The following is a 26,855-nucleotide window of genomic DNA, read 5'->3' on the forward strand; positions in this document are numbered from 1 at the left end:
CGACCGAAGGCCGGGCGGGCACGGCACGAAGGAGTCGGACATGGCCCCACCCATGTCGGCGGACGACTTCCTGGACGCGCTCCGGGCGGAGGGCGTCACGGTCGTCGAGGTCGGTGACTGGCAGGACCACAACCGCGATCACCAGGGTCCCTGGGGGCCCGTGCACGGCGTGATGATCCACCACACGGTGACCCGGGGCAGCGCCCGCACGGTGGAGCTGTGCCGCGCCGGCCACCCCGATCTGCCGGGCCCGCTGTGCCATGGCGTGATCACCAAGGACGGCTCGGTCCACCTGGTCGGCTACGGCCGCGCGAACCACGCCGGACTCGGCGACGACGAGGTGCTGCGCGCGGTGATCGCCGAGAAGGGGCTGCCGCCGGACAACGAGGCGAACACCGACGGCAACCGGCACTTCTACGGCTTCGAGTGCGAGAACCTCGGCGACGGCGCGGATCCGTGGCCGGACGAGCAGGTGGAGGCGGTCGTACGGGCCGCGGCGGCGCTGTGCCGCCGCCACGGCTGGACGGAACGGTCGGTCATCGGCCACCTGGAGTGGCAGCCGGGGAAGGTGGACCCGCGGGGGGTGACGATGCGGTCGCTGCGGGAGCGGGTGCGGGACCGGCTGAAGGACCGGCCGCGGTGAGCCGCGGGTGACAGCGGTGGCGAAGCACAGGCGACAATGAAGCCGTGACCAGCCCGGACCCGCTCGGCCCCGCCCTTCCCTCGCCCCTTCAGGAGACGCGGGACGCCCGGTTCGAGCGCCGCGGGCTCCGGCTGCTGCTCAAGCGGGACGACCTCGTCCACCCGGAGCTGATCGGCAACAAGTGGCGCAAGCTGGTGCCGAACCTCGCGGCGGCCGGCGGCCGGCCCCTGGTCACCTTCGGCGGCGCCTACTCCAACCACCTGCGGGCCACCGCCGCCGCGGGCCGGCTGCTGGGCCTGCCGACCACGGGCGTGGTCCGCGGCCAGGAGCTGGCCGGCCGCCCGCTCAACCCGTCCCTGGCCCGGTGCGCGGCCGACGGCATGCGGCTGCACTTCGTCGACAGATCGACGTACCGCCGCAAGGCCGAGCCGGAGGTCCTGGCCGCGATCCTGCGCGCGGCCGGCGCCGAGGACGCGTACGCCGTCCCCGAGGGCGGCAGCAACGCGGAGGCGGTGCGCGGCTGCCGTGCCCTGGGCGCGGAACTGCGCGGGCACGCCGAGGTCGCCGCGGTCGCCTGCGGCACCGGCGGCACGCTCGCCGGACTCGCCGCGGGGCTGGCGCCCGGCGGGCGCGCGCTGGGCATACCGGTCCTGAAGGGCGGCTTCCTGGAAGCCGAGGTACAGGCGTTGCAGGAACGTGCCTTCGGCGCCCGCACCGGCATCTGGTCCCTGGACGACCGCTTCCACTTCGGCGGTTACGCCCGGACGACACCCGCCCTCGACACGTTCGCACAGGACTTCGAGCAGCGGCACGGCCTGCCCGTGGAGCGTCTCTATGTCGCCAAGTTGCTGTACGGACTGCTCGCCCTCGCCGAAGAGGGCGCCTTCGCGCGCGGGACCACGATCGCCGCCGTCGTCACCGGGCGGCCGTTCCCGGAGCCCGGCGCGCCGGTCCCGGGGTCCTCGGCGGCCGGCCCGGGGTCGCCGGCATCGGCCCCGGCACCCCCGGAACGCTAGGCGGTCTCCCTGAAGGCCGCCGCCTCCTCCAGGTCCAGGCGCCTGAGCAGGGCGCGCAGCATCTCGTCGTCGATGTGGCGGTGGTCGCGGAGCCTGACGAAGACCTCGCGTTCGGCGCTGATCATCTCGCGGGACAGCCTGCGGTAGGTGTCGTCGACGGACTCGCCGGTGACCGGGTTGACCTGGCCGAGCCGCTCCCAGACGGCGTTGCGGCGGCGCTCCAGGACCGTGCGCAGCCGGTCGACGAGCGGCGGCGGCAGGTCGTTGCGCTCGTCCGACAGCAGCGCGTCGAGCCGGGCGTCGGCGGCCCGCGACGCCTGGGCCTGGGCGTTCGCCTCGGCCAGCGTCTCGGCCTGCCGGTCGCGGCCGGGGAACTTCAGCAGCCGGATCAGCGGCGGCAGCGTCACGCCCTGGAGGACGAGGGTGCCGATGACGGTGGTGAAGGTCAGGAAGAGGATCAGGTTGCGCGGACCGTCCGCCATGGTCGACGGGATGGCGAACGCGATGGCCAGGGACACGACACCGCGCATGCCGGCCCACGAGGTGACCATCGCGCCGCGCCAGGTCGGGTTCTCCTCGCGCCGGCGGATGCGCGCCGACAGCAGCCGGGGCAGGAAGGTGGCCGGATAGACCCAGACGAACCGGGCCACCACGACGACCAGGAAGACGGCGACCGCGTACCAGGCGGCGGAGACGCCCTCGTACTCGCCGAGCCGCCGCAGGACGATCGGCAACTGGAGGCCGATCAGCGCGAACACCGCGGACTCCAGCACGAACGCGACCATCTTCCACACCGCCTCCTCCTGGAGCCGGGTGGCGAAATCGACCTCCCACGCGCGATGGCCCAGATAGAGGGCGACGACCACGACGGCGAGGACCCCGGAGGCGTGGGCCTGTTCGGCGACTCCGTAGGCGACGAACGGGATCAGCAGCGAGAGCGTGTTCTGCAGCAGGGGCTCGCTCAGGTGGGTGCGCAGCCAGTGCAGGGGCGCCATGAGCACGAGACCGATCCCGACACCGCCGACCGCGGCGAGCGCGAACTCCCCGATGCCGCCGCCCCAGGTGGCGCCCGCGCCGACGGCGGCGCCGAGCGCCACCTTGTAGGCGGTGATCGCCGTGGCGTCGTTCAGCAGGGACTCGCCCTGGAGGATGGTCGTGATCCGGGAGGGCAGGCCGACCCGGCGCGCGACCGCCGTGGCGGCCACCGCGTCCGGCGGTGCCACCACCGCGCCCAGCACCAGCGCGGCGGGCAGCGGCAGCCCGGGGACGATCAGATAGGCGGCCAAGCCGACCACGAGGGTCGCGAAGAGCACGTACCCCACCGACAGCAGCGCCACCGGCCGGAACTGCGCCCGCAGGTCGAGGTAGGAACTGTCGCTCGCCGAGGTGTACAGCAGCGGAGGCAGCAGCAGCGGCAGGACGACGTGCGGATCGAGGGTGTACGACGGCACCCCGGGGATGTACGAGACCGCGAGTCCCACGGCGACCAGCAGCAGGGGCGCCGGCGCCGGTGTGCGCCGGGCCGCCCCGGCCACCGCCGCACTGCCCGCCACCAGCAACAGCAGGGGCATCACGTCCATGCTCCTCGCCCACCCTCGTTTGTCCGCGCGGTCACCCGCACACCCGTCGTAATCTGGCAATCATGAAACAGTGCACGCACGCCGACGCGCTGCCGCACCCGGACCCGGAGCCGCTCGACGACACCTGTCCGGAGTGCCTGCGGGACGGCACCCACCCGGTGCAGTTGCGGCTCTGCCTCACCTGCGGCCATGTCGGCTGCTGCGACTCCTCGCCGGGGCGGCACGCGACCGAGCACCACACACGGACCGGTCACCCGGTGATGCGGACCTTCGAGCCCGGCGAGGACTGGCGGTGGTGCTTCGTCGACCACGTACTCGTCTGACGTGCGCCCCCGCCCGGCGCGCGCCGGCCCGTCCGCCGCGGGCCCGCCCGTCCGGCACGCACCGCGCCCGTCGGGTGCGCACGCGCCGTCCGCCATCCTCCCGCTCGTCTGACGTGCCCGTTCACGCGGGGGCGTCCCCTTTGACCGCGTTCTCGTGTGACACTGCATGCGGCGGCTGCCGCACGGCGGTTCGAGCGTCTGACGTCTGGGTACGTCAATCCGGCGCGCGCTCTTCCCATTTGGGCCCGCAGACCCTCTAGACACGGAGCGTATCCACAGCTTTACTGTGAGTGACGCCAAGGGGTTGGGGCCCGGGGACGAGAACGTTCGGAGCGCGATAGCGTCACCGCTTGAACCACGTACGCGTTACCCCGGGGGGCGACCCTCGGCCCTGTATAGCTTGTACCACCATGGAGGTGAGGGTGTCCCAGATCGCAGGCGAGCCCGTGGCGAACCAGGACTTCGTGGAAGTCCGGCTGCCGGCTGCGGGTGCCTACCTGTCGGTGCTGCGGACGGCCACGGCCGGTCTGGCGGCCCGCTTGGACTTCACCCTGGACGAGATCGAGGACCTGCGCATCGCGGTCGACGAGGCCTGCGCGATCCTCCTCCAGCAGGCCGTGCCCGGATCGGTCCTCAGCTGTGTCTTCCGGCTCGTCGACGACTCGCTGGAAGTCACGGTGTCGGCGCCGACCACGGACGGCCACGCCCCCTCGCGGGACACCTTCGCCTGGACCGTGCTGTCGGCCCTCGCGGGCAAGGTCTCGTCCGCCGTGGACGAGGACAAGACGGTGTCGATCAGTCTCTACAAACAGCGTGGCGCCGGCCCCGGGCCGGCGTGAGGAACGGGGACGGGCCGGTGCGGGACGAAGAGCGCGGCACGCGGGAGCTGCCGGCCGGGGACGGGGGTGCCTCCTGGCCGGCCGATGCCGAGACCTCCGGGGCGGGGCCCCGGGACGGTTCCCGGCGCATGGCGGACGGCATCGACGGCATCCCCGAGCAGGCCAGGCCGCACCCGGAGGACGGCTCCGCGCGGACCGGTGGTGAGGGCGCCGGAGAGGGCGCCCCGCCCGGGACACGCGACGGCGCCGGCTCCGCCCGCGCGGGGGCCAGGGCTCGGGGAAGGGCTACGGGCGGGACGATGAGCGAGCACGAGCGAGACGCCGGGGACGACACGCCGGACAAGGAGATTGTCCGGGCCGTACACCACGACGCCCACGACCGCAGCGGCGCGCGGGCGATGTTCGTCCGGCTGCGCGCGCTGCCGGACGGCAGCCCGGAGTACGCGGAACTGCGCAACCAGCTCGTCCGCATGCACCTGCCGCTCGTCGAGCACCTGGCGCGCCGGTTCCGCAACCGCGGCGAGCCGCTGGACGACCTCACCCAGGTCGCCACGATCGGTCTGATCAAGTCCGTCGACCGGTTCGACCCCGAGCGCGGGGTGGAGTTCTCCACGTACGCCACCCCGACCGTCGTCGGCGAGATCAAGCGGCACTTCCGCGACAAGGGCTGGGCGGTCCGCGTGCCGCGCCGGCTCCAGGAGCTGCGGCTGGCGCTGACCACCGCGACGGCCGAGCTGTCCCAGCTGCACGGCCGCTCCCCGACGGTGCACGAGCTGGCCGAGAAGCTGGCCATCTCCGAGGAGGAGGTCCTGGAGGGCCTGGAGTCCGCGAACGCGTACTCCACCCTGTCCCTGGACGTCCCCGACACGGACGACGAGTCGCCGGCGGTCGCCGACACCCTGGGCGCCGAGGACGAGGCGCTGGAGGGCGTGGAGTACCGGGAGTCCCTCAAGCCCCTGCTGGAGGATCTGCCGCCGCGCGAGAAGCGGATCCTGCTGCTGCGCTTCTTCGGGAACATGACCCAGTCGCAGATCGCGCAGGAGGTCGGCATCTCGCAGATGCACGTCTCCCGGCTGCTGGCCCGCACCCTGGCCCAGCTGCGGGAGAAGCTCCTCGTGGAGGAGTGAGGCGCGAGCCGCCCACCGGCCCGGTGCACCCGGGCCCGTCGCCTCTAGTCGGTCCGGCCCGGGCTCTTGATGCCGAGGGCCCTGGTCGTCTCGCCGTTGACGAGGAACACCAGCGCCGCCACGGCGACCACCGCGAGGACGATGCCGACCGGGATGGCCACGCCGTCGGCGTGCAGCAGGCTGTAGGCCACCGGAAGGGCCATCAGCTGGGTGATCACCGCGGGCCCCCGGCTCCAGCCGCGCCGCAGCAGCAGTCCGCGCGCGGCGAGCAGCGGCAGCAGCGCGAGGACGACCAGCGTGATCCCGAGAGTCACGGCCTGCTGCCGGTCGTCCGGGTCGCCGGTGAATCCGAGGACGAGCACCCACAGGCCGCCGGCCGCCAGGGCGACGCCCTCCAGCCCGGCCAGGATCGCCGCGTACGTCAGCCGGCGGGGCCGCGGTCCGGCGGTGTCGGCGGCGGTGGTGTCCGGGGCGGGGTTCTGCTCGCTGCTCACCCCAGCAGGGTAGCCCCGCCCCCGGAGCGCGCCGCCGCGTCCCGCGCCCGAGTGTCCAGACTCACGCCCCCGCCTCTTACCGGATCCCTACCTCGGTCTGGGCCCGATACCCCCCAGTAGGTACGCTGCCATGCATGCGTGCACTTCTCGTGGTCAATCCGGCGGCTACCACCACAAGCGCACGCAGACGTGACGTGCTGATCCACGCCCTGGCGAGCGAGATGAAGCTGGACGCGGTCACCACCGAGTACCGCGGCCACGCGCGCGACCTCGGCCGGCAGGCGGCGGAGAGCGACGACATCGACCTGGTGGTGGCGCTCGGCGGCGACGGCACGGTCAACGAGGTCGTCAACGGCCTGCTGCACGCCGGCCCGGCCCCCGAGCACCTTCCCGGCCTGGCCGTCGTACCCGGCGGGTCCACCAACGTCTTCGCCCGCGCCCTGGGCCTGCCCAACGATCCCGTGGAGGCCACCGGCGCCCTGCTGGACGCGCTGCGCGACGGCACCGAGCGGGTCGTCGGCCTCGGGCTGACCTCGGGGCCGCCGGGCACCGAGGACGAGGCGGTGCCGGCCCGCTGGTTCACCTTCAACGCGGGGCTCGGCTTCGACGCGGGGGTGGTGGGCCGGGTCGAGCAGCAACGCGAGCGCGGGAAGAAGTCGACGCACGCGCTCTACGTCCGTCAGGTCGTCCGGCAGTTCCTGGGCGAGCCGAACCGCCGGCACGGCACGATCACACTCGAACGGCCCGGCGCGGACCCGGTCGAGGATCTCGTCGTCGCCATAGTCTCGAACACGTCCCCGTGGACGTATCTCGGCAATCGCCCTATGTACACGTCACCTAAGGCCTCGTTCGACACGGGCATCGACGTGCTGGGGCTCAGCCGCCTGTCGACGGCCGCGGTTGCCCGGTATGGCACCCAGTTGCTCACTTCGTCCCCCGAGCGCGGACCGCACGGCAAGCACGCCGTATCACTGCACGACATGGATGAGTTCACCTTGCATTCGAAGGCGCCTCTGCCCCTTCAGATGGACGGTGACCACCTGGGGCTGCGTACCAGCGTGACGTTCACAGGCGTACGCCGTGCACTGCGTGTGATTGTGTGAGCGGAACGGGCGAAAGTCCTTTCACTCGAACGTTTAGGCCAGGGTCCACCCCATGGAAGTACGGCTGTGACCTAGTCGACACCGAGGAATCAAAAAAAACTTTCCTGAAGGGGTTGTATCCGCCGCTGAGGTTTGCGAGTCTCTACGTGGCGATCGGGACGGCCCGCAACATCGGCCTCCACTGATCACCGGAACCCCTCTTCAAACACAGGACCACGCCGGGTGAAGACTCGGCGGTCGGCCCTTCACTTGTTGGGGGATTCGTGAAAGCGTTCACATTCACAAGCAACTTGCACGTAATACCAAGGAGAGGTAGCAGCCATGGACTGGCGTCACAACGCCGTTTGCCGCGAGGAAGACCCCGAGCTCTTCTTCCCCATCGGCAACACCGGTCCTGCGCTGCTGCAGATCGAGGAAGCCAAGGCCGTCTGCCGTCGCTGCCCGGTGATCGAGCAGTGTCTGCAGTGGGCGCTTGAGTCCGGCCAGGACTCCGGCGTCTGGGGTGGTCTCAGCGAGGACGAGCGCCGCGCCATGAAGCGCCGCGCCGCCCGCAACCGGGCTCGTCAGGCCTCTGCCTGACCTACCCACCCCTGCTGACAGCCTGAGCTTGGCGGCGCGCACAGCACGTACGCATCTCCCGCCCCCGAGCCGCAGCGCGCAGTTCCCCCGATGCTCCCCCAACTCTCGGCTTCGCTCGAGCCGGGGGGACCCCCATCGCGATACAAGCAAAGCAGCAACGAGCGACAGCCCCGGACCTCACGGTCCGGGGCTTTTTGCTGGAAGGCGGGGACGCCGGAAAGCGGGACTGCCGAAAGGCACCCGCCGGAAAAGGCGTCTACTTCTGCGCCCGCACCGGGATGTCGAGGATCACCCGGGTGCCCCGTCCGGACGCCGGCACCATGTCGAACGAACCGCCCAACTCGCCTTCCACCAGCGTGCGTACGATCTGCAGACCGAGGTTGCCCGAGCGGTGCGGGTCGAAGCCCTCGGGCAGTCCGACGCCGTCGTCCTGGACGGTGACCAGCAGCCGGGCCTCCTTGGTGGTGCCCCCGCGCACCGCGGAGACCTCGACCGTGCCGGTGTCGCCCTGCCGGTAGCCGTGCTCCAGCGCGTTCTGCAAGACCTCGGTGAGGACCATGGAGAGCGGGGTGGCGACCTCGGCGTCGAGTATGCCGAACCGTCCGGTGCGCCGGCCGGTCACCCTGCCCGGCGAGATCTCGGCCACCATGGCGAGCACCCGGTCGGCGATGTCGTCGAACTCCACCCGCTCGTCCAGGTTCTGAGACAGCGTCTCGTGCACGATGGCGATCGAGCCGACCCGGCGGACCGCCTCCTCCAGGGCCTCCCGGCCGCGTTCGGAGTCGATGCGCCGGGCCTGGAGCCGCAGCAGGGCGGCCACCGTCTGGAGGTTGTTCTTCACCCGGTGGTGGATCTCCCGGATGGTGGCGTCCTTCGTGATCAACTCGCGCTCACGCCGCCGCAGTTCGGTGACGTCCCGGAGCAGCACCAGCGAACCGATGCGGGTCCCCTTGGGCTTGAGCGGGATGGCCCGGAACTGGATGGCGCCGTCATGGGCCTCGATCTCGAACTCGCGCGGCGCCCAGCCGCTCGCGACCTTGGCCAGCGCCTCGTCCACCGGGCCGCGCGTCGGGGCGAGTTCGGCGGTGGTCTGTCCGAGGTGGTGGCCGACCAGGTCGGCGGCGAGGCCGAGCCGGTGGTAGGCGGACAGGGCGTTCGGGGAGGCGTACTGGACGAGGCCGTCCGCGTCCAGCCGGATCAGGCCGTCGCCCACGCGCGGCGAGGCGTCCATGTCGACCTGCTGGCCGGGGAACGGGAAGGAGCCGGCCGCGATCATCTGCGCGAGGTCGGAGGCGCTCTGGAGGTAGGTCAGTTCCAGGCGGCTCGGGGTGCGCACGGTGAGCAGGTTGGTGTTCCGGGCGATCACGCCGAGGACGCGGCCCTCACGCCGTACGGGGATGGACTCGACCCGTACGGGGACCTCCTCGCGCCACTCCGGGTCGCCCTCGCGCACGATCCGGCCCTCGTCCAGCGCCGCGTCCAGCATGGGCCGCCGGCCGCGCGGGACCAGATGGCCGACCATGTCGTCCTGGTACGAGGTCGGGCCCGTGTTGGGGCGCATCTGGGCGACCGAGACGTACCGGGTGCCGTCCCGGGTGGGGACCCACAGCACCAGGTCGGCGAAGGAGAGGTCGGAGAGCAGCTGCCACTCCGAGACCAGCAGGTGAAGCCACTCGAGATCGGAGTCGTCGAGGGCGGTGTGCTGGCGTACGAGTTCGTTCATGGAGGGCACGTCTGCGAGCGTACCCGGGGCCTCGCGGTGGCCGGAAAACACCCGCGGGCCGCGGCGCCTGGAAGGGACCCTCAACCCTCCCGGCACCGCAGCCCGGAGCATCAACGGCCGTGGGGTGTGCGGTCCCGGTCGGCCGAAGGTCGAGGAGCCGGGGCAGTCAGGGCAGAGAGCACCGGATCCTCGGTCCGCCTTCCTGTGCGGGGAAGACGGAGGCTTGTCGCTGGTCGATTGTGGACTAGACCAGATCGCGTGTCCATGGCGCGTCCAGGGCGTGGAAGGCGCCCCCCTGCCCAGGGGGCGACGGCACGCGATGCCACAGAAGCCTAGCCCGCCCGGGTCAGTCGTGGGGCCAGACGGCCAGGGCAATTTCCGCGAGCGCTTCCAGTTCCTCCCGGCGTGCGCCGTCCCGGGCCTGCTGGGACATGCCCTGGATCATGGCGCCGGTGTGCCGGGCGAGGGCGCTCGCGTCGGTGTCCGCCGGCAGCAGCCCGGCCGCGAGGTCCGCCCGGATCCGGGACTCGATGCGGGCGATGTTGGCGTTGCGCAGCTCCCGCAGCAGCGCCTCGACCTCGGGGTTGGTGCAGTTGGTGGCCGCGTGGACGATCATGCAGCCGTGCGGGTGGGCCGGGTCGGTGTACACGGCGGCGGCCTCGCGGAGCATGCGCGAGACGCCCGCGCGGGCGGTGGGCTCCTCGTCGAGGGCGCGCTCGGTGAGCGCGCCGTGCGTGCTGCCGTAGAGCCGGACGACCTCGTCGAAGAGGGACCGCTTGTCGCCGAAGGCCGCGTACAGGCTGGGTGCGCCGATGCCCATGACGCGGGTGAGGTCGGAGACCGAGGTGGCCTCGTATCCGTTCTGCCAGAACGCCAGCAGTGCCTTCTCCAGCGCCGTGGCGCGGTCGAAGGAGCGCGGCCGGCCCCGCGTGCGGCCGGTGCCGGCCTTGGTCTGAGTGTCCTGCCCCGTCGCCATGGGGACCATTTTATAGCGGGCCCTAGAAAAATGACGGCGGGGTGGTGTACGGTTTTTCTGTAACGACCGCTAGATAATTCTGGAGGGGCGGCCATGGGTGCGCTTACGGGGAAGACCGCGCTGGTCACAGGGGCGAGCCGGGGCATCGGACGAGGTATCGCCGAGCGCCTGGGACGCGACGGGGCACGGGTGGCGGTGCACTACGGCACCCGGGAGCAGGCGGCCAAGGAGACGGTGGCGGCGATCGAGGAGGCGGGGGGTTCCGCGTTCGCGATCGGGGTGGAGCTGGGGACGCCCGGGGACGCCGAGCGGCTGTGGGCGGAGTTCGACCGGCACGCGGACGGGCTGGACATCCTGGTGAACAACGCGGGCATCGGCACCGCGGCGCCCGTCGAGGAGATCGGCGAGGAGGAGTACGACCGGGTCTTCGCGGTGAACGTGAAGGCGCCGTTCTTCCTCGTCCGGCACGGGCTGGGGCGCCTGCGCGACGGCGGCCGGATCATCAACATCTCCTCGGGGCTCGCCCGCACCGCGGTGATGCCGGACAAGGTGGCCTACGCGATGACGAAAGCCGCCCTGGACGTCTTCTCCCGGGACCTGTCCAAGGTGCTGGGCCCCCGCGGGATCACGGTGAACTCGGTGGCGCCCGGGATCATCGACACCGACAACACCGCCGAGTTCCTGCACGGCACGCAGGACGGCCAGGCCCAGGCCGCCGCGATATCGGCGCTCGGGCGGGTGGGGACGCCGGCCGACGTGGCCGACGCGGTGGCCTTCCTGGCCTCGACGGACGGCCGCTGGGTGACCGGCCACTGGCTGGACGCGACGGGAGGTTCCCTCACCTGAGAGTTTCCCCCGCCTTCCCCTGTTCTTCCCGGGCTCTCGATCGCCGATTCTGTTAGATTGGTCTAAACCACATAGACGCACGAGCCCACTGAAGAACGGCAGGCCCAGCGTGGAAGTTGTCATCGTTCCGGACGCCGCGGCGGGTGGCGAGCTGATCGCCGAGGCCATGGCCCAGCTGCTGCGACGCAAGCCCGGCGCCCTGCTCGGCGTGGCCACCGGCTCCACCCCGCTGCCCGTCTACGAGGCGCTGGCCGCGAAGGTGCGCGCCGGCGCCGCGGACCCCTCGCACGCGCGGATCGCCCAGCTCGACGAGTACGTGGGGCTCCCCGCGGACCACCCCGAGTCCTACCGTTCGGTGCTGCGCCGTGAGGTGCTGGAACCGCTCGGCATCGGGATGGACGCGTTCATGGGTCCGGACGGCACGGCCGAGGACGTCCAGGCGGCGTGCGAGGCGTACGACCGCGCGCTCGCCGAGGCCGGCGGGGTCGACCTGCAACTGCTCGGCATCGGGACGGACGGGCACATCGGGTTCAACGAGCCCTGCTCCTCGCTCGCCTCGCGCACCCGGATCAAGACGCTGACCGAGCAGACCCGCGTCGACAACGCCCGCTTCTTCGAGGGCGACATCGAGCAGGTCCCGCACCACGTCATCACCCAGGGCATCGGCACGATCCTGGAGGCCCGGCATCTGGTGCTGCTGGCGACCGGCGAGGGCAAGGCGGACGCGGTCGCCGCGACCGTCGAGGGCCCGGTCGCCGCGGTCTGCCCGGCCTCCGCGCTCCAGCTCCACCCCCACGCCACGGTGGTCGTCGACGAGGCCGCGGCGTCCAAGCTGAAGCTGGCCGACTACTTCCGGCACACCTACGCCAACAAGCCGGAGTGGCAGGGGATCTAGGACCCCTCGTTTGGATCATGCCGGATCAGTCCGGAGCCGCCGCGGGGCCGAGGCCGGCGGGGGCGGAACCGGGGAGCGCGGCCCACGCTCCCCTCCCGGCCCTCGCTGCCCTCCCGGGCCCCCAGCCCTCCTTCCCCCTCCACTCCTCCTCCCCTCCCCCGCACCCACCGTCCGCGTCTGCCCCGTCCGCCCCGATGGACTAGACCAAGAGCTGGTGCGACGGTATATAGAGGGGATCACCGAGCGTGCGGGTGGAGTGCTGACGCGGCAACCCGTGCCACGATGTGAGCCGTGGCCGATGGGATGTCGGCCGCTGTCGGCATTGGGAGCCGGGAAGGCGGAGCATGAGCACCGACGTCAGCAGTGCGGAGAACGAGACCGGCACCACCCGTACCGCGCGCGTGCCCAAGTACTACCGCTTGAAGAAGCATCTGCTCGACATGACCGAGACGCAGGTGCCGGGCACGCCGGTCCCGCCGGAGCGCACGCTGGCGGCCGAGTTCGACACGTCCCGCACCACGGTCCGCCAGGCCCTGCAGGAGCTGGTCGTGGAGGGCCGGCTCGAACGCATCCAGGGCAAGGGCACCTTCGTGGCCAAGCCCAAGGTCTCCCAGGCGCTGCAGCTCACCTCCTACACCGAGGACATGCGGGCGCAGGGTCTGGAGCCGACCTCGCAGCTGCTGGACATCGGGTACGTCACCGCCGACGACCGGCTCGCCGAGTTGCTCGACATCACCGCGGGCGGCCGGGTGCTGCGCATCGAGCGGCTGCGCATGGCCAACGCCGAGCCGATGGCGATCGAGACCACCCATCTGTCGGCCAAGCGTTTCCCGGCCCTCAGGCGCTCGCTGGTGAAGTACACCTCGCTGTACACCGCGCTCGCCGAGGTCTACGGCGTCCACCTCGCCGAGGCCGAGGAGACCATCGAGACCTCCCTGGCCACACCGCGCGAGGCCGGGCTGCTCGGCACCGACGTGGGCCTGCCGATGCTGATGCTGTCCCGTCACTCGCTGGACCTCGAGGGCAAGCCGGTGGAGTGGGTGCGGTCGGTGTACCGCGGGGACCGGTACAAGTTCGTGGCCCGGCTGAAGCGGCCGGTGGAGTAACGGCACGATAACGTCCGGATGCGTTCGCTGAATCGGTATACCGATATGCGGACGAGGGCTTCCGCCGTCCCGATTCCGTCACCTAGATTGCCTGCTCATTGCACAGGTGATCAGCGAGGGGACGGAGCCGTGGATGTCCGAAACACCTGAAGTGAGACCACCGGTGGTGACACCGGTCAGGGTGATCATCGCCGTGTGTCTCGTGGCGCCCTTCGTGGCGATGCTGTGGGTCGGCTCCTACGCCAAGGTGGACCCCACGTTCATCGGGGTGCCGTTCTTCTACTGGTACCAGATGCTCTGGGTGCTGATCTCCACCGCGCTGACCATGCTGGCGTACAAGCTCTGGCAGCGTGACCAGCAGGCCCGCGCGACCACGAGGGGCGGTGCCGGACGGTGAAGGACGGCGTCAACGGCGTCGCGCTCGGCGTCTTCATCTTCTTCTTCCTGGCCGTCACGGTCCTGGGCTTCCTGGCCGCGCGCTGGCGCCGGGCCGAGAACGAGCACTCCCTGGACGAATGGGGCCTGGGCGGACGGTCCTTCGGCACCTGGATCACCTGGTTCCTGCTCGGCGGCGACCTGTACACGGCGTACACCTTCGTCGCCGTACCGGCGGCGATCTACGCGGCGGGCGCGTCCGGCTTCTTCGCGGTGCCGTACACGATCCTGGTGTACCCGCTGATCTTCACCTTCCTGCCCCGCCTGTGGTCGGTCTCGCACCGCCACGGATACGTCACCACCTCCGACTTCGTGCGCGGCCGGTTCGGCTCGAAGGGGCTGTCGCTGGCGGTGGCGGTGACCGGCATCCTGGCGACGATGCCGTACATCGCGCTCCAGCTCGTCGGCATCCAGGCGGTGCTGGACGTGATGGGCGTCGGCGGCGGCGAGGACACCAACTGGTTCGTGAAGGACCTGCCGCTGCTCATCGCCTTCGGCGTGCTGGCGGCCTACACGTACTCCTCCGGTCTGCGCGCGCCCGCGCTGATCGCGTTCGTCAAGGACGGGCTGATCTACCTCGTCATCGCGGTGGCGATCATCTACATCCCCATCAAGCTGGGCGGGTTCGACGACATCTTCGCCAAGGCCGGGCACGCGTTCAGCCAGGTCAACCCGGTCACCCACAAACCGCGCGGGGCGCTCGCGCCGGCCGAGGCGGGCCAGTGGACGTATGCCACGCTGGCCCTCGGCTCCGCGCTCGCGCTGTTCATGTACCCGCACTCGATCACCGCGACCCTGTCGTCCAAGAGCCGTGAGGTGATCCGCCGCAACACCACGATCCTGCCGCTGTACTCCCTGATGCTCGGCCTGCTGGCCCTGCTGGGCTTCATGGCGATCGCGGCCGGAGTGAAGGTCGACAACGGGCAGTTGGCCATCCCGCAGCTGTTCGAGGACATGTTCCCGGACTGGTTCACGGGCGTGGCGTTCGCGGCGATCGGTATCGGCGCGCTGGTCCCGGCGGCGATCATGTCCATCGCGGCGGCCAACCTCTTCACCCGCAACATCTACAAGGACTTCATCAAGCCGGACGCCACACCGGCGCAGGAGACCAAGGTCTCCAAGCTGGTCTCGCTGCTGGTGAAGGTCGGCGCCCTGATCTTCGTCCTCACCATGGACAAGACCGTCGCCATCAACTTCCAGCTCCTGGGCGGCATCTGGATCCTGCAGACGTTCCCGGCCCTGGTCGGCGGCCTGTTCACCCGCTGGTTCCACCGCTGGGCGCTGCTGGCCGGCTGGGCGGTCGGCATGGTGTACGGCACGGTCGCCGCGTACGGCATCGCCTCGCCGACGCAGAAGCACTTCGGCGGCAACGCCAAGGAGATCCCCGGCATCGGTGAGATCGGCTACATCGGCATGACGGCGTTCGCGCTGAACGTCCTGGTCACCGTGGTCCTGACGGTCGTCCTGAAGGCCGTGAAGGCCCCCGAGGGCATCGACGAGACCAGGCCGGAGGACTACACGGCGGACTCCGGCGACCCCGGTGTCCAGGTGGAGCTGCCGCCTGCGACGGCAGGCGCCAGTCACTGAGACAGGCCCTGAAGGGCGCGGACGGCACCGGGTAGCACCCGCGACGGGCCGCCGGAAGCGAGGCTTCCGGCGGCCCGTCGCCGTACCCTGCGGCGGACTCGGCGGAGCGGCCGGGACCGGGGCGCCCGCGGTCGGCCGCGCGGCCCAGGGCCGGGCGCCGGAACACACCCGGGCCGGGCGGGCGCGGGGCGCCGACGCCCGTGTCCGGGTGGCCCCCGGGCGCGGCGACACAACATCTGGGGGTGCAAGGACAGCCCGGCACTAGATGTATGCTCGTCCTCGCTGTCGCCGCAGGGGAATCCGGTGCGAATCCGGAACTGTCCCGCAACGGTGTGCCGGCGCGTCCGCGCGCCAGTCGAGTCCGAGCGCCTGCCGTCAGCCCACCCGGCCGTCCGGCCCGGGTGTGTTCCGACGTCCGGGCCTCGTGGAGTGGGCCGGGGGACGCGGCGCGCCGTGCGTGCTCGTGGTCGTCTCCTGCCCTCCGCCTGGCCCCGTGCCGAGCGAGGGAGATCCCCACGTGACCATCGCGCCAGCCGACCCGGCTCCGGTCAGCGCACCGGAGACCGACGGTCCCGGTGCCGCTCTGCTGCGGACCCTGACCGAGCTGACCGCCGATCTGCCCGACGCCGACCCCGGCCGGGTCGCCGCCGCCGCGCTGCGCGGACGGTCCGCGCGGGCCGACGAGGCGGAGCTGCGCGAGCTGGCGACGGAGGCCGCCGCAGGCCTGATCGCCGAGGACCCCGCCTACTCCCGGCTGGCCGCCCGGCTGCTGACGCTCGCGATCCGGGACGAGGCCGCCTCGCAGGGGGTGACGTCCTTCACCGAGTCCGTCGCGGTCGGGCACCGCGAGGGCCTGATCGCCGACCGCACGGCGGACTTCGTCCGGCTGCACGCCGGGCGGCTGGACGCGCTGGCCGGTGACGCCGTGGCGGACGGCGCCGACGACCGCTTCGGCTACTTCGGCCTGCGCACCCTGCACAGCCGCTACCTGCTGCGCCACCCGATCACCCGCAAGGTGATCGAGACGCCCCAGCACTTCATGCTGCGGGTGGCGAGCGGTCTGGCCGAGGACGACACGGTCCGCTCCGTGGACGAGGTCGCCTCGCTCTACCGGCTGATGAGCCGCCTGGACTACCTGCCCTCCTCCCCCACCCTGTTCAACTCCGGCACCCGCCACCCTCAGATGTCGTCCTGCTATCTGCTGGACTCCCCGCTGGACGAGCTGGACTCCATCTACGACCGCTACCACCAGGTGGCCCGGCTGTCGAAGCACGCCGGCGGCATCGGGCTGTCCTACTCCCGCGTCCGCTCGCGCGGTTCGCTGATCCGGGGCACGAACGGGCACTCCAACGGCATCGTGCCGTTCCTGAAGACCCTGGACGCCTCGGTCGCCGCGGTGAACCAGGGCGGCCGGCGCAAGGGCGCTGCGGCGGTCTACCTGGAGACCTGGCACTCCGACCTCGAGGAGTTCCTGGAGCTGCGGGACAACACCGGTGAGGACGCCCGCCGTACGCACAACCTCAATCTGGCCCACTGGGTGCCGGACGAGTTCATGCGCCGGGTCGCCGCCGACGCGTCCTGGTCGCTGTTCTCCCCGGCCGACGTGCCCGAGCTGGTGGATCTGTGGGGCGAGGAGTTCGACGCCGCCTACCGCCGGGCCGAGGCCGCCGGCCTGGCCAGGAAGACGCTGCCGGCGCGGGAGCTGTACGGCCGGATGATGCGGACCCTGGCGCAGACCGGCAACGGCTGGATGACCTTCAAGGACGCCGCCAACCGCACCGCCAACCAGACCGCCGAGCCCGGCCACGTCGTCCACTCCTCCAACCTCTGCACGGAGATCCTGGAGGTCACCGACGACGGCGAGACCGCCGTCTGCAACCTGGGGTCGGTGAACCTGGGCGCCTTCGTGCGCGACGGGGACATCGACTGGGAGCGGCTGGACGACACCGTCCGCACGGCCGTGACCTTCCTGGACCGCGTGGTCGACATCAACTTCTACCCGACCGAGCAGGCGGGCCGCTCCAACGCCAGGTGGCGGCCGGTGGGCCTCGGCGCGATGGGGCTCCAGGACGTCTTCTTCCAGCTACGGCTGCCCTTCGACTCCGCGGAGGCCAGGCAGCTCTCCACCCGGATCGCCGAGCGGATCATGCTCGCGGCCTACGAGGCGTCCGCCGGCCTCGCCGAGCGCAACGGCCCGCTGCCCGCCTGGGAGAAGACCCGTACGGCCCGGGGCGTCCTGCACCCCGACCACTACGGGGTCGAGTTCGCCTGGCCCGAGCGCTGGGAGGCGCTGCGCGCCCGGATCGCGCGGACCGGCCTGCGCAACGCGCTGCTCCTGGCGATCGCGCCGACCGCCACCATCGCGTCCATCGCGGGGGTGTACGAGTGCATCGAGCCGCAGGTCTCCAACCTGTTCAAGCGCGAGACCCTGTCCGGTGAGTTCCTCCAGGTCAACTCCTACCTGGTGCGGGACCTGAAGGAACTGGGCGTGTGGGACGCCCGCACCCGCGAGGCCCTGCGCGAGGCCAACGGCTCCGTGCAGGACTTCCGCTGGATCCCCGAGGACGTCCGGGCGCTGTACCGCACGGCCTGGGAGATCCCGCAGCGCGGCCTGATCGACATGGCCGCCGCCCGCACCCCGTTCCTGGACCAGGCGCAGTCGCTGAACCTGTTCCTGGAGACGCCGACCATCGGCAAGCTCTCCTCGATGTACGCGTACGCCTGGAAGTCCGGGCTCAAGACGACGTACTACCTGCGCTCGCGTCCCGCGACGCGCATCGCCCGCGCCGCCCAGGCGCAGCCCGCCGTCCCCGCGCAGGCCGCCCCGGATACCGATGCGGTCGCCTGCTCCCTGGAAAACCCCGAGTCCTGCGAGGCCTGCCAGTAATGTCCCGTAACACCCACCTGCTCGACCCCGGCTTCGAGCTGACGCTGCGCCCGATGCGCTACCCGGACTTCTACGAGCGCTACCGGGACGCCATCAAGAACACCTGGACCGTCGAGGAAGTCGACCTCCACTCCGACGTCACCGACCTGGCCAGGCTCACCGCCGAGGAGCAGCACCTCATCGGCCGGCTCGTCGCCTTCTTCGCGACCGGCGACTCCATCGTCGCCAACAACCTCGTGCTCACGCTCTACAAGCACATCAACTCCCCCGAAGCCCGCCTCTACCTGTCCCGGCAGCTCTTCGAGGAAGCCGTCCACGTCCAGTTCTACCTGACCCTCCTGGACACCTACCTGCCCGATCCGGAGGACCGCGCCGCCGCCTTCGCCGCGGTCGAGAACATCCCCTCCATCCGCGAGAAGGCCGAGTTCTGCTTCCGGTGGATCGACGAGGTGGAGAAGATCGACCGGCTGGAGACCAAGGCCGAGCGCCGCCGTTTCCTGCTCAACCTGATCTGCTTCGCCGCCTGCATCGAGGGGCTCTTCTTCTACGGCGCCTTCGCCTACGTCTACTGGTTCCGCAGCCGCGGTCTCCTGCACGGCCTGGCCACCGGCACCAACTGGGTCTTCCGCGACGAGACGATGCACATGAGCTTCGCCTTCGACGTGGTCGACACCGTCCGCAAGGAGGAGCCGGACCTCTTCGACGACCGGCTCCAGCAGCAGGTCACCGACATGCTGCGGGAGGCCGTCACCGCCGAGCTGCAGTTCGCCCGCGACCTGTGCGGCGACGGCCTGCCCGGTATGAACACCGAGTCCATGCGCCAGTACCTGGAGTGCGTCGCCGACCAGCGCCTCACCCGCCTCGGCTTCGCGCCGATCTACGGCTCCGAGAACCCGTTCTCCTTCATGGAGCTGCAAGGCGTTCAGGAACTGACGAACTTCTTCGAGCGCCGTCCGTCGGCGTACCAGGTCGCGGTGGAGGGCACCGTCGACCTGGACGAGGACTTCTGATCCCGACTCCCCTCCCGGGCCTCCTGTGCCTCCCGGATCTGCCGGTCGATGCGCCGGTCGCGCACCGCGCCGAACAGGGACGGGAGGATCAGCAGGACCAGGATGCCAAGGGTGAGGCTCATTCCGATGAGGCCTTCGATCTGGTTTCCGTTCATGGACACCACTGTCGCGCCGGTCACTCCTTACCGGGAGTGGCAGTACGGCCGTAGACCCTCGAATTCCTGCCAGCGCTGCGGCACACTGGGGGCATGCTGACGAACGTGGCCGCCGTCCTGCTCGACGGTGTGCACCCCTTCGAGCTGGGTGTCGTGTGCGAGGTGTTCGGCATCGACCGCAGCGACGACGGGCTGCCGGTGTACGACTTCGCCGTGGTCTCGGCGGAGGGACCCGCCCTGGGCGCCCAGGGCGGGTTCACCATGTCCGTGCCGCACGGTCTGGAGCGGCTGGAGGAGGCCGACCTGATCGCCGTACCGGCCGGTGAGGCCTACGCGGTGCGCGCCTTTCCGGAGGAGCTGCTGGCGGCGCTGCGGCGGGCGGTGGACCGGGGCACCCGGGTGCTCAGCGTCTGCTCCGGGGTGTTCGTGCTGGCCGCGGCGGGACTGCTGGACGAGCGGCGGTGCGCGGTGCACTGGCACCACGCCGAGCAGCTCACCCGGCGCTACCCCCGGCTCACGGTCGAGCCGGACGTGCTCTACGTGGACGAGGACCCCGTCATCACCTCGGCCGGCACCGCCGCCGGGATCGACGCCTGTCTGCACCTCGTGCGCAAGGAGCAGGGCCCGGAGGTGGCCAACAAGATCGCCCGCCGGATGGTGGTGCCGCCGCACCGCGACGGCGGGCAGGCGCAGTTCATCGAGCGGCCCCTGCCGCAGGCGCCCTGCGACACCGTCGGCGAGGTGCTGGCCTGGATGGAGGCCCATCTCGACCAGGAGGTCACCGTCGAACAGCTCGCCGCCCGCGCCCACATGGCGCCGCGCACCTTCGCCCGGCGCTTCCGGCAGGAGACGGGCACCACTCCCTACCGCTGGCTCCTGCGCCAGCGGGTGCTGCTCGCCCAGCGGCTGCTGGAGGGCACGGACGAGACCATGGACGCGATCGCCTGGCGCACCGGCTTCGGCACGGCCGCGGCGCTGCGCCACCAGTTCCTGCGGGCGCTGGGCACCACCCCGAACGCCTACCGGCGCGCGTTCCGGGGCCCGCAGGCCGCCTGAGCGCGCGCCGGACCGGCCGGGGCCGGGGCCACGATGCGAAGGCGCCCGGCCGGGGAGGTTCCCGGCCGGGCGCCCAAGTGCGCGGTGCTCGTCAGCCGTTGGCGACCACGGGGTAGCGCGGCTCGTTCTCGGCCATCTGACGCAGCGCGTCCTTGCGGTCCCGCTTCGAGAGCCGGTCGATGTACAGGTAGCCGTAGAGGTGGTCGGTCTCGTGCTGGAGGCAGCGCGCGAAGTAGCCGGTGCCCCGGACCTTGACCGGGTTGCCCCGCTCGTCCTGGCCGGTCACCTCGGCGTAGTCGGGGCGGGCGAGCGACGCGTAGGCCGTGGGCACGGACAGGCAGCCCTCGTTGCTGTCGTCGAGCCGGCGCCGGTCGGCGGGCAGGTCGACCAGCTTGGGGTTGCACACCACGCCGACGTGCCGGACGCCCTCGTCGTCCTGGCAGTCGTAGACGAAGACCTTCAGGTCGACACCGATCTGGTTGGCGGCCAGGCCCACGCCCTCGGCGGTGCGCTGGCTGGCGAACATGTCGGCGACGAGCTGCTGCAGCTCCTCGCCGAACTCGGTGACGTCCCGGCACTCCTTGTGCAGCACCGGGTTGCCGACGACCGTGATCGGCCGCGAGGTGCCGCGCTCGCGCCAGGCCCCCTCGCGCTCCTCGCAGTCCTCCGTGTCGACGACGTAGCCCTCGTCGTCGACGGGGAGCACGCCCGCGTGCTGCTGATCGGTGTCCTGCTGCGCCATGACCGACGTACGCCTTCCTCAAAGAACAGGGGGAGATGTTGCTGATACAGGGTACGTGGGGCTCAGCACACCTCTTCGAGATCCCGCCAGTCCCGCGAGTCCGGGCTGTCGGCGACCCAGCCGTCCAGCAGACCGCGCACCAGCGACGCCGGCGCGGCGACCCCGCACTCCCGCTCGGGCACCCACAGCTGCCCGTCCGTGCGGTGCCCCAGCGGCCCGGGGTGTCCCGGCTCACTGTGGTCGTGCGGGTCCAGGTGCACACCCTCGCCCTCGTCGGAGGGCATCCGGGACTCGCTGCACATGCGGCACAGCAGCCGCACCGAGGACGACCAGTCCTCCGCGGCGAACCCGGCGTCGGCGGCCAGCTGTTCCAGCGCGTCCCGGTCCGCCTCGGTGGCCGCCTCCAGCAGGACCACCCAGGTGGGCACGGGGGACGGCGCCCACAGCTCGATCTCGTCGAAGACCGGGTAGGAGTGCCCGGCGGAGGTGGTGCGCTCGCCGTGCGGGACGCCGTCGTGCAGCACGACCTCGCCCCAGCGCCGCCCGGACGAGGGCAGCGGGATGGACAGGACCTCCAGCCGGGCCGGGTCCAGCCGGCGGCCCCAGACGACCTCGGCCTCGCCTTCCGGGGAGAGCCGCACGGCCGCGCTGCCCAGCTCCATGCCGAGCGGCTCGGCGGCGGCCGCCGCGCCGCCGGGCACCTTCAGTCCGTACGCCTGCCAGGCGCGGCGGGCCAGCGGCCAGTCCTGGAGGGCGGTCGCGGCGATGCCGACGTTCCACCAGTCCGGTGCGCCGGTCTCCCGGTCGAGCAGGGCGACCGCGCGCAGCCCGGCGGCGCGGGCCTGCTCCCAGTCGTGCCGGAACTTGTGCAGCAGGGCGAGGTTGAACCAGGACTCCGACAGCCAGGGTTCCAGATCGGCGGCGCGGGTCAGCAGTTCGCCCGCGTCCTCGTACCGGCCGTCGCCGATGAGTGTGAACGCGCGGTCGGTGGCCTGCCGCCAGGAGGCGGAGGGCCGGTGCCGTCCCTTGCCGAAGATCCTCACGATTCCCGCCTGCCAGTTCCATTTCCCGCTGTGGGCTGGCTTGTGCCCCCGGACACCCTCTCCCTCGCATCCAACCACGTACGGCGGGAAAGGCGCTCATTACCCATGGGTTACCCAGCCGGGCCCGGGGTCAGACAGCCCGGTTCCTCGCACCGGTGGGCGCTCCCGGGCCGACTGGGGCCGGGACAGCACCCGGGCGAGCGCTTCCACGACCTCCGGAGCGTAGTCCCCGGCGGTGCCGAGCCGCAGCTCCTCCAGCGCGCGCAGGGCTCCCTCGCAGCCGGCGCCCCGGCTCTTCTCCTCGTAGGCGTTCACGGCCCGGACGACGCGGGCGGCGAGCGGCTGTTCCGGACAGGGGTCGGCCTGCCGCTCGACGACGACGGCGACGGCCGGGTCGACGCCGGTCTGCCGGACGACGGCGCCGCCGAGCAAGGCGATGCGCCGCTGCTCGGCGGCGGGCAGGGCGGCGGTGGCACCGGCCGGGACCGGGTCGACCAGGCTGAGCTGCCCGATGTCGTGCATCAGCGCCGCGTACTCCAGGACGGTCAGCTGTGGTCCGGTGAGCCCGAGGTCCCGGCCGACGGCGAGGCTGAGCGCGGCCACCCGCCGGGCGTGCCCGGCGGGGGTGCAGCCGGCGATCTCGGTGGCGCGGGCCAGGGAGGCGATGGTCTGCCGGCAGGTGGCGCGCACGGCCGCGTGCCGGCCCGCGGAGAGCTGGACCAGCAGCAGCGGCAGGCAGAACACGGGCAGCGCCCACAGTCCGGCGACGGCGACCGCGAGCGCCGTCACCGCGCCGGTCGCGACGACGGCGGAGCCGATGCCGAGCAGCCCGCGCACCTCCTCGCGCAGCAGCGGACCGAACGGCCAGCCGGTGCGGCAGTGGGCCAGCGCGGCGGCCAGGACGGTGCCGCACAGGGAGGTGAGGGCGAGCAGGACGAACAGCAGCAGGGTGTAGGCGGGACCGCTCCAGCCGGTGAAGACGCCCTGGTTGTAGAGGGGTTGGAAGCAGACGGCGGCGAAGCCGACGGTCAGGACGCGGCGGGCCAGGTGGTCGGCGGTGGGGCCGCGGCCGGACCAGATGTGCGGGACGGCGCCGAGCAGCGCGGCGACGAGGGCGACGGTGACGACCTGGGCGGCGCCGTGCTGGCTGGGCCGCCCGGCGACGGCGCCCAGCAGGGCGTACGACAGGGAGCCGGCGGCGCCGAGGGGCGCGGCCTGGCGTCCCTCGGCGTCGCTCCACCGGGCCAGCTCGCCCACGGCGGTGAACACCCCGAAGGCGAGCGCGTCGCCCCGGTCGGCCAGGCCGGTCCCCAGGGTGGCGGCGAGGGAAACGGCCGCGACCAGGGCGGCGGCGGTGTGGATCAGCCGCAGGACGGTCACCGGCGCGCTCCCGTGTGCGGGCCGTGCCCGGCGGGCGCGGTGCCGTGGGCCGGTTCGTCGGCGGTGACCGCCGGGTGCCAGCCGGACCGGTCCAGGGCGCGGACGAGCGCGCCGACCACGCGCGGGTCGAAGTGGGCCCCGGCACAGCGCTCCAGCTCGGCGACGGCGGCCTCGACCGGGCGGGCCCGGCGGTAGCAGCGGGTGGAGGTCATGGCGTCGAAGGCGTCCGCGACGGCGACGATCCGGGCGCACTCGGGGATGCGGTCGCCGGCCAGGCCGTACGGGTAGCCGGTGCCGTCGAGCCGTTCGTGGTGGTGGAGGATGGCCGCGCGGACCTCGCCGAGGAAGGAGATCCCGCGGACCATCTCGTGGCCGTACTCCGGGTGCAGCTCGATGATCCGGCGTTCCTCCGGGGTGAGCGGCCCGTCCTTGCGCAGCAGGCGGGTGGGCACGCCCAGCTTGCCGACGTCGTGCAGGATGCCCGCGAAGCGCAGCACCTCCACGCGTGCGTCGTCCAGGCCGAGTTCGCGGGCGATCAGCACGGAGGCGTGTCCGACGCGTTCGCTGTGGCCGCGGGTGTAGCCGTCCTTGATGTCGACGGCCTGGACCAGGGCGCGGATGGTGGCCTGGTGGGCCGCGCGTTCGCGGTGGTACTGCGCGAACACCCACCAGGACACGCACATCGGCAGCAGCACGAGCAGCGCGGAGACCGGGCCGTAGGGGCTGCGCCAGAGCACGGCCATCATCAGGCCGGCCAGTCCGTGCACGGCGACGGGGGCGAGGGAGCGGGCCGGCAGGCGGTGCCAGGAGCGGCGCGGCGGCACCGGTCCGGCCGCCGCGCGCAGACCGCGGTCGAGCGCGGTGAGCACCAGGCAGAAGGCGAGGACGGCGGCGCCGGCGGGCAGCAGGGCGTAGGGGAAGTCGGCGCGGGCGACGGCGTCCGGGCCGCCGAGCGCCCCGTGCACCCGGGCGGCGGCCCACACGGCGAGTGCCGGCCGCGCGGCCCGCCAGACCCGGCGCGGCAGGGTGGGCCGGTGCGGGACCGGGGCGAGCAGGGCGGCGGGCAGCGGGACGAGCGCGGCGGCCGCCGGGGGCAGCAGGAACGCTCCGGCGAGCAGGACGGGGTAGAAGGTGCCGCCGAGGCGGCGGTGGACGGCGTGCTCGCAGGCCGCGTACAGCGCGGCGAGCAGACCGAGCGCGGCCCAGGGGAGGTGCCCGCCCGGCGGACGCGGCGGGCCCAGCACGGCCGGCACGCTCAGCAGGGCGACAGCGGCGACAAAGCCGCGCGCCCTTGCCGGCAGCCCGTCCATCCCGCCCCTTCCCGACCGTGCCCGTCCAGGCTCGGAGCCTAGGCCGGGATGCGGCGGGTGGGGGACCTATGACCTGAGCATTAGCACGTTCGGGTGATATGCCCCGGCGTGTCAGGACTCCTGGGGAGCGGCCGGGGCCGCGGTCACGTCGTGTTCCGGCACGGCGTGACCGGAGCGGATCAGATCGATCCGTCCCATGACCTTGGCCCGCAGGTCGGCGGGGACGTCATCGTGTCCGCAGCACCGCTTCACCAGCTTCTTCACGGCCTGCTCCAGGCCGTACTTCTCCAGGCACGGCGAGCATTCCTCGAAGTGGTGCTGGAACTTGTCGCGGTCGACGGCCGGCACCTCGCTGTCGAGGAACTCGTACAGGTGGTCGAGGACCTCACTGCAGTCCGTCTCGTGCGGCTCTCCGCAGCTCATGAGCCCGAGCCTTTCGCTTCGTTCGACTCTCCCGCGCCCGCCGGGACCAGCCCGCGCTCGCGTGCGTAGTCCTCCAGCATGCCGCGCAGCTGACGGCGGCCCCGGTGCAGCCGGGACATCACCGTGCCGATGGGTGTCCCCATGATGTCCGCGATCTCCTTGTACGCAAAGCCCTCGACGTCCGCGAGATAGACGGCGATGCGGAATTCCTCGGGGATCGCCTGGAGCGCTGCCTTCACGTCCGAGTCGGGCAGGTGGTCCAGCGCCTGCGACTCGGCGGAGCGCAGACCCGTCGACATGTGCGACTCGGCGCGCGCGAGCTGCCAGTCCTCGATCTCCTCGGCCGCGCTGCGCTGGGGTTCGCGCTGCTTCTTGCGGTACGAGTTGATGAACGTGTTGGTGAGAATCCGGTACAGCCACGCCTTGAGGTTGGTGCCCTCGCGGAACTGGTGGAAGGACGCGTACGCCTTGGCGTACGTCTCCTGCACCAGGTCCTCGGCGTCGGCCGGGTTGCGCGTCATGCGCAGCGCGGCCGAGTACATCTGGTCGAGGAATTCCAGCGCGTCCCGTTCGAAGCGCGCGCTGCGCTCCGTGGTCGTCTCGTCGGACGCGCCCACGCCGATGCCCTGGCCCTCGGGCGGCTCCGCCTGGCCGTTGTCGGTCCCTGCGTCGGTCCCAGTGACCGGACCCACCTCCTCAAGATTTCGGGCAGGACCGGAACCGATCCCACTCGTTTCGGAGGATAGAACACGACCCGTGCCTGCCGCCGCTCGAATAGGAGCGGTCTTGGCCGCGTGCAGCACCGACCACTCCAGGTCACTGATGCTGCGGCGGCTCGGGCAGATGGTCGAACCCATGCGGCGGACTTCCTCTCCCACGACGTCGATGCCGAGGCCGTCGGCACTTCTAAGGGCGTCAACAGCGCCCCGCCGCACTGCATTCCCGGGTCACCCCAGTGACTCGACCCACTCCCGTACGCCCCCGGTGATGATCTCCAGGGCCGCCTCCTGGGACAGCTCGGCGCGCCGGGGCACGGCGAAGCCGTGATCGCCGTACGGCACCTCGAGCAGCCGGAAGCCGTCCGGCGGGAACTCCGCCGGTCTCCCGAACGGGTCGTTCCCGCCCTGCACGACCAGCGTGGGCACGCCCGCGCCCAGCAGCTCCCCGGCGCGGGACTTCTCCGGCCGGCCCGGCGGGTGCAGCGGGAAGCTCAGCGCGAGCACGGCGTGCGCGTCCAGCTCGGCGGCGGTACGGCAGGCGACCCGGGCGCCCGCGCTGCGGCCGCCGGAGATCACCGGCAGGCCGGGCCCGGCGAGCGCGGGCCACACACCGCGCCACCCGGTGTCCAGTGTCTTCGGAGCGGGCGCCACCTTCTTGCCGGCGACCCGCCAGGGCTGCTCGACGAGGGCGACGGTCACGCCGTGCGCGGGCAGCGCGGCGGCGAGCGCCCGGAGGTCGCGCGCCTCGACGCCGCCGCCGGCGCCGTGGCCCAGGGCCAGCACCAGCCGCGCCCGCCCCGCCTCGTGCCAGGTGATCCGGGCGTCCCCGGCGGCCGTGTCGACGATCTGTGTCCTCAC

Annotated in this window: 26 protein-coding genes and 1 riboswitch; of the genes, 15 read left to right on the plus strand and 11 right to left on the minus strand. The window is 72.1% G+C overall.

Annotated features, from left to right (window positions below; all coding sequences use genetic code 11):
- Nucleotides 1-40: 40 nt before the first annotated feature.
- Together ACZ4SV_RS01265 and ACZ4SV_RS01270 are read left to right on the plus strand one after the other, a co-directional pair.
- Nucleotides 41-643, plus strand: coding sequence for an N-acetylmuramoyl-L-alanine amidase (locus tag ACZ4SV_RS01265; RefSeq protein WP_468000533.1), 603 nt, complete (start codon nucleotides 41-43; stop codon nucleotides 641-643).
- A 44-nt stretch (nucleotides 644-687) separates the two neighbouring features.
- Nucleotides 688-1,659: a 1-aminocyclopropane-1-carboxylate deaminase/D-cysteine desulfhydrase gene (locus tag ACZ4SV_RS01270; RefSeq protein ID WP_468000535.1), complete on the plus strand. Its 972-nt coding sequence runs from the start codon at nucleotides 688-690 to the stop codon at nucleotides 1,657-1,659.
- On the opposite strand, the gene ACZ4SV_RS01275 is transcribed toward ACZ4SV_RS01270, so the two are convergent.
- Entirely contained in the window at nucleotides 1,656-3,239 is a 1,584-nt protein-coding gene (locus ACZ4SV_RS01275; protein WP_365881069.1) for a Na+/H+ antiporter, read from the minus strand. The genes ACZ4SV_RS01270 and ACZ4SV_RS01275 overlap by 4 nt on opposite strands.
- A 62-nt stretch (nucleotides 3,240-3,301) precedes the next feature.
- Between ACZ4SV_RS01275 and ACZ4SV_RS01280 the strand changes: the two genes are divergently transcribed.
- The 3 genes from ACZ4SV_RS01280 (at nucleotide 3,302) to ACZ4SV_RS01290 (ending at nucleotide 5,528) form a co-directional block, all read left to right on the plus strand.
- Nucleotides 3,302-3,562, plus strand: a complete 261-nt coding sequence (locus ACZ4SV_RS01280; protein ID WP_365881071.1) for a UBP-type zinc finger domain-containing protein — start codon at nucleotides 3,302-3,304, stop codon at nucleotides 3,560-3,562.
- A 422-nt stretch (nucleotides 3,563-3,984) separates the two neighbouring features.
- On the plus strand, nucleotides 3,985-4,401 hold the full coding sequence (locus ACZ4SV_RS01285; protein ID WP_189820337.1) for an ATP-binding protein: 417 nt from the start codon (nucleotides 3,985-3,987) through the stop codon (nucleotides 4,399-4,401).
- Between the two features lie 17 nt (nucleotides 4,402-4,418).
- Nucleotides 4,419-5,528: an RNA polymerase sigma factor SigF gene (locus ACZ4SV_RS01290; RefSeq protein WP_468000538.1), complete on the plus strand. Its 1,110-nt coding sequence runs from the start codon at nucleotides 4,419-4,421 to the stop codon at nucleotides 5,526-5,528.
- 44 nt (nucleotides 5,529-5,572) lie between these two features.
- On the opposite strand, the gene ACZ4SV_RS01295 is transcribed toward ACZ4SV_RS01290, so the two are convergent.
- Nucleotides 5,573-6,022, minus strand: a complete 450-nt coding sequence (locus tag ACZ4SV_RS01295) for a hypothetical protein (protein WP_468000540.1) — start codon at nucleotides 6,020-6,022, stop codon at nucleotides 5,573-5,575.
- Nucleotides 6,023-6,156: 134 nt separating this feature from the next.
- On the opposite strand from ACZ4SV_RS01295, the gene ACZ4SV_RS01300 reads away from it, so the two are divergent.
- Together ACZ4SV_RS01300 and ACZ4SV_RS01305 are read left to right on the plus strand one after the other, a co-directional pair.
- The gene (locus ACZ4SV_RS01300) at nucleotides 6,157-7,125 is read left to right on the plus strand and encodes a diacylglycerol/lipid kinase family protein (RefSeq protein ID WP_365881077.1); all 969 of its coding nucleotides are present in this window, start codon (nucleotides 6,157-6,159) and stop codon (nucleotides 7,123-7,125) included.
- Between the two features lie 321 nt (nucleotides 7,126-7,446).
- Nucleotides 7,447-7,704 (plus strand): WhiB family transcriptional regulator, encoded by a 258-nt coding sequence (locus tag ACZ4SV_RS01305; protein WP_003992873.1) that lies wholly within the window; start codon nucleotides 7,447-7,449, stop codon nucleotides 7,702-7,704.
- 256 nt (nucleotides 7,705-7,960) lie between these two features.
- On the opposite strand, the gene ACZ4SV_RS01310 is transcribed toward ACZ4SV_RS01305, so the two are convergent.
- Complete coding sequence (locus tag ACZ4SV_RS01310; protein WP_468000542.1) at nucleotides 7,961-9,436, minus strand: sensor histidine kinase; 1,476 nt, start codon at nucleotides 9,434-9,436, stop codon at nucleotides 7,961-7,963.
- Between the two features lie 337 nt (nucleotides 9,437-9,773).
- Nucleotides 9,774-10,403: a TetR/AcrR family transcriptional regulator gene (locus ACZ4SV_RS01315; protein ID WP_468000544.1), complete on the minus strand. Its 630-nt coding sequence runs from the start codon at nucleotides 10,401-10,403 to the stop codon at nucleotides 9,774-9,776.
- A gap of 93 nt (nucleotides 10,404-10,496) precedes the next feature.
- Here ACZ4SV_RS01315 and ACZ4SV_RS01320 point away from each other — a divergent pair, with 93 nt between their 5' ends.
- The 8 genes from ACZ4SV_RS01320 (at nucleotide 10,497) to ACZ4SV_RS01355 (ending at nucleotide 20,380) form a co-directional block, all read left to right on the plus strand.
- A complete protein-coding gene (locus ACZ4SV_RS01320) occupies nucleotides 10,497-11,249 on the plus strand; it encodes an SDR family oxidoreductase (RefSeq protein ID WP_468000546.1) in 753 nt (250 codons plus the stop codon).
- A gap of 109 nt (nucleotides 11,250-11,358) precedes the next feature.
- Complete coding sequence (gene nagB, locus ACZ4SV_RS01325; RefSeq protein ID WP_397940223.1) at nucleotides 11,359-12,144, plus strand: glucosamine-6-phosphate deaminase; 786 nt, start codon at nucleotides 11,359-11,361, stop codon at nucleotides 12,142-12,144.
- 344 nt (nucleotides 12,145-12,488) lie between these two features.
- Complete coding sequence (locus ACZ4SV_RS01330; RefSeq protein ID WP_397940224.1) at nucleotides 12,489-13,250, plus strand: GntR family transcriptional regulator; 762 nt, start codon at nucleotides 12,489-12,491, stop codon at nucleotides 13,248-13,250.
- Nucleotides 13,251-13,383: 133 nt separating this feature from the next.
- Nucleotides 13,384-13,647 (plus strand): DUF3311 domain-containing protein, encoded by a 264-nt coding sequence (locus ACZ4SV_RS01335; RefSeq protein WP_365883512.1) that lies wholly within the window; start codon nucleotides 13,384-13,386, stop codon nucleotides 13,645-13,647.
- Nucleotides 13,644-15,272, plus strand: coding sequence for a monocarboxylate uptake permease MctP (gene mctP / locus ACZ4SV_RS01340; RefSeq protein WP_365883511.1), 1,629 nt, complete (start codon nucleotides 13,644-13,646; stop codon nucleotides 15,270-15,272). Before ACZ4SV_RS01335 ends, mctP begins: the two co-directional genes overlap by 4 nt.
- A gap of 282 nt (nucleotides 15,273-15,554) precedes the next feature.
- A riboswitch (adenosylcobalamin-variant (AdoCbl-variant) riboswitch) is annotated at nucleotides 15,555-15,651 on the plus strand.
- Between the two features lie 138 nt (nucleotides 15,652-15,789).
- Entirely contained in the window at nucleotides 15,790-18,159 is a 2,370-nt protein-coding gene (locus ACZ4SV_RS01345; protein WP_365873076.1) for a ribonucleoside-diphosphate reductase subunit alpha, read from the plus strand.
- Nucleotides 18,159-19,169, plus strand: coding sequence for a ribonucleotide-diphosphate reductase subunit beta (locus ACZ4SV_RS01350; protein ID WP_468000550.1), 1,011 nt, complete (start codon nucleotides 18,159-18,161; stop codon nucleotides 19,167-19,169). The genes ACZ4SV_RS01345 and ACZ4SV_RS01350 overlap by 1 nt, the downstream gene beginning before the upstream one ends.
- A 248-nt stretch (nucleotides 19,170-19,417) precedes the next feature.
- A complete protein-coding gene (locus ACZ4SV_RS01355) occupies nucleotides 19,418-20,380 on the plus strand; it encodes a helix-turn-helix domain-containing protein (protein WP_468000552.1) in 963 nt (320 codons plus the stop codon).
- 91 nt (nucleotides 20,381-20,471) lie between these two features.
- Here ACZ4SV_RS01355 and def read toward each other — a convergent pair whose 3' ends face one another.
- From def to ACZ4SV_RS01390, 7 genes are all read right to left on the minus strand, one after another.
- Nucleotides 20,472-21,122: a peptide deformylase gene (gene def, locus ACZ4SV_RS01360; protein WP_468000554.1), complete on the minus strand. Its 651-nt coding sequence runs from the start codon at nucleotides 21,120-21,122 to the stop codon at nucleotides 20,472-20,474.
- A gap of 62 nt (nucleotides 21,123-21,184) precedes the next feature.
- Nucleotides 21,185-22,165, minus strand: coding sequence for a hypothetical protein (locus ACZ4SV_RS01365; RefSeq protein ID WP_184968526.1), 981 nt, complete (start codon nucleotides 22,163-22,165; stop codon nucleotides 21,185-21,187).
- Between the two features lie 99 nt (nucleotides 22,166-22,264).
- Entirely contained in the window at nucleotides 22,265-23,545 is a 1,281-nt protein-coding gene (locus tag ACZ4SV_RS01370; RefSeq protein ID WP_468000557.1) for an HD-GYP domain-containing protein, read from the minus strand.
- Entirely contained in the window at nucleotides 23,542-24,855 is a 1,314-nt protein-coding gene (locus tag ACZ4SV_RS01375) for an HD-GYP domain-containing protein (protein ID WP_468000559.1), read from the minus strand. Before ACZ4SV_RS01375 ends, ACZ4SV_RS01370 begins: the two co-directional genes overlap by 4 nt.
- Before the next feature lie 111 nt (nucleotides 24,856-24,966).
- Complete coding sequence (gene rsrA / locus ACZ4SV_RS01380; protein WP_365942133.1) at nucleotides 24,967-25,278, minus strand: mycothiol system anti-sigma-R factor; 312 nt, start codon at nucleotides 25,276-25,278, stop codon at nucleotides 24,967-24,969.
- Nucleotides 25,275-25,970, minus strand: coding sequence for a sigma-70 family RNA polymerase sigma factor (locus tag ACZ4SV_RS01385; RefSeq protein ID WP_365876401.1), 696 nt, complete (start codon nucleotides 25,968-25,970; stop codon nucleotides 25,275-25,277). Before ACZ4SV_RS01385 ends, rsrA begins: the two co-directional genes overlap by 4 nt.
- Before the next feature lie 255 nt (nucleotides 25,971-26,225).
- Nucleotides 26,226-26,855: an alpha/beta hydrolase family protein gene (locus tag ACZ4SV_RS01390; protein ID WP_468000562.1), complete on the minus strand. Its 630-nt coding sequence runs from the start codon at nucleotides 26,853-26,855 to the stop codon at nucleotides 26,226-26,228.

Source organism: Streptomyces sp. NPDC027672 (assembly GCF_055566335.1).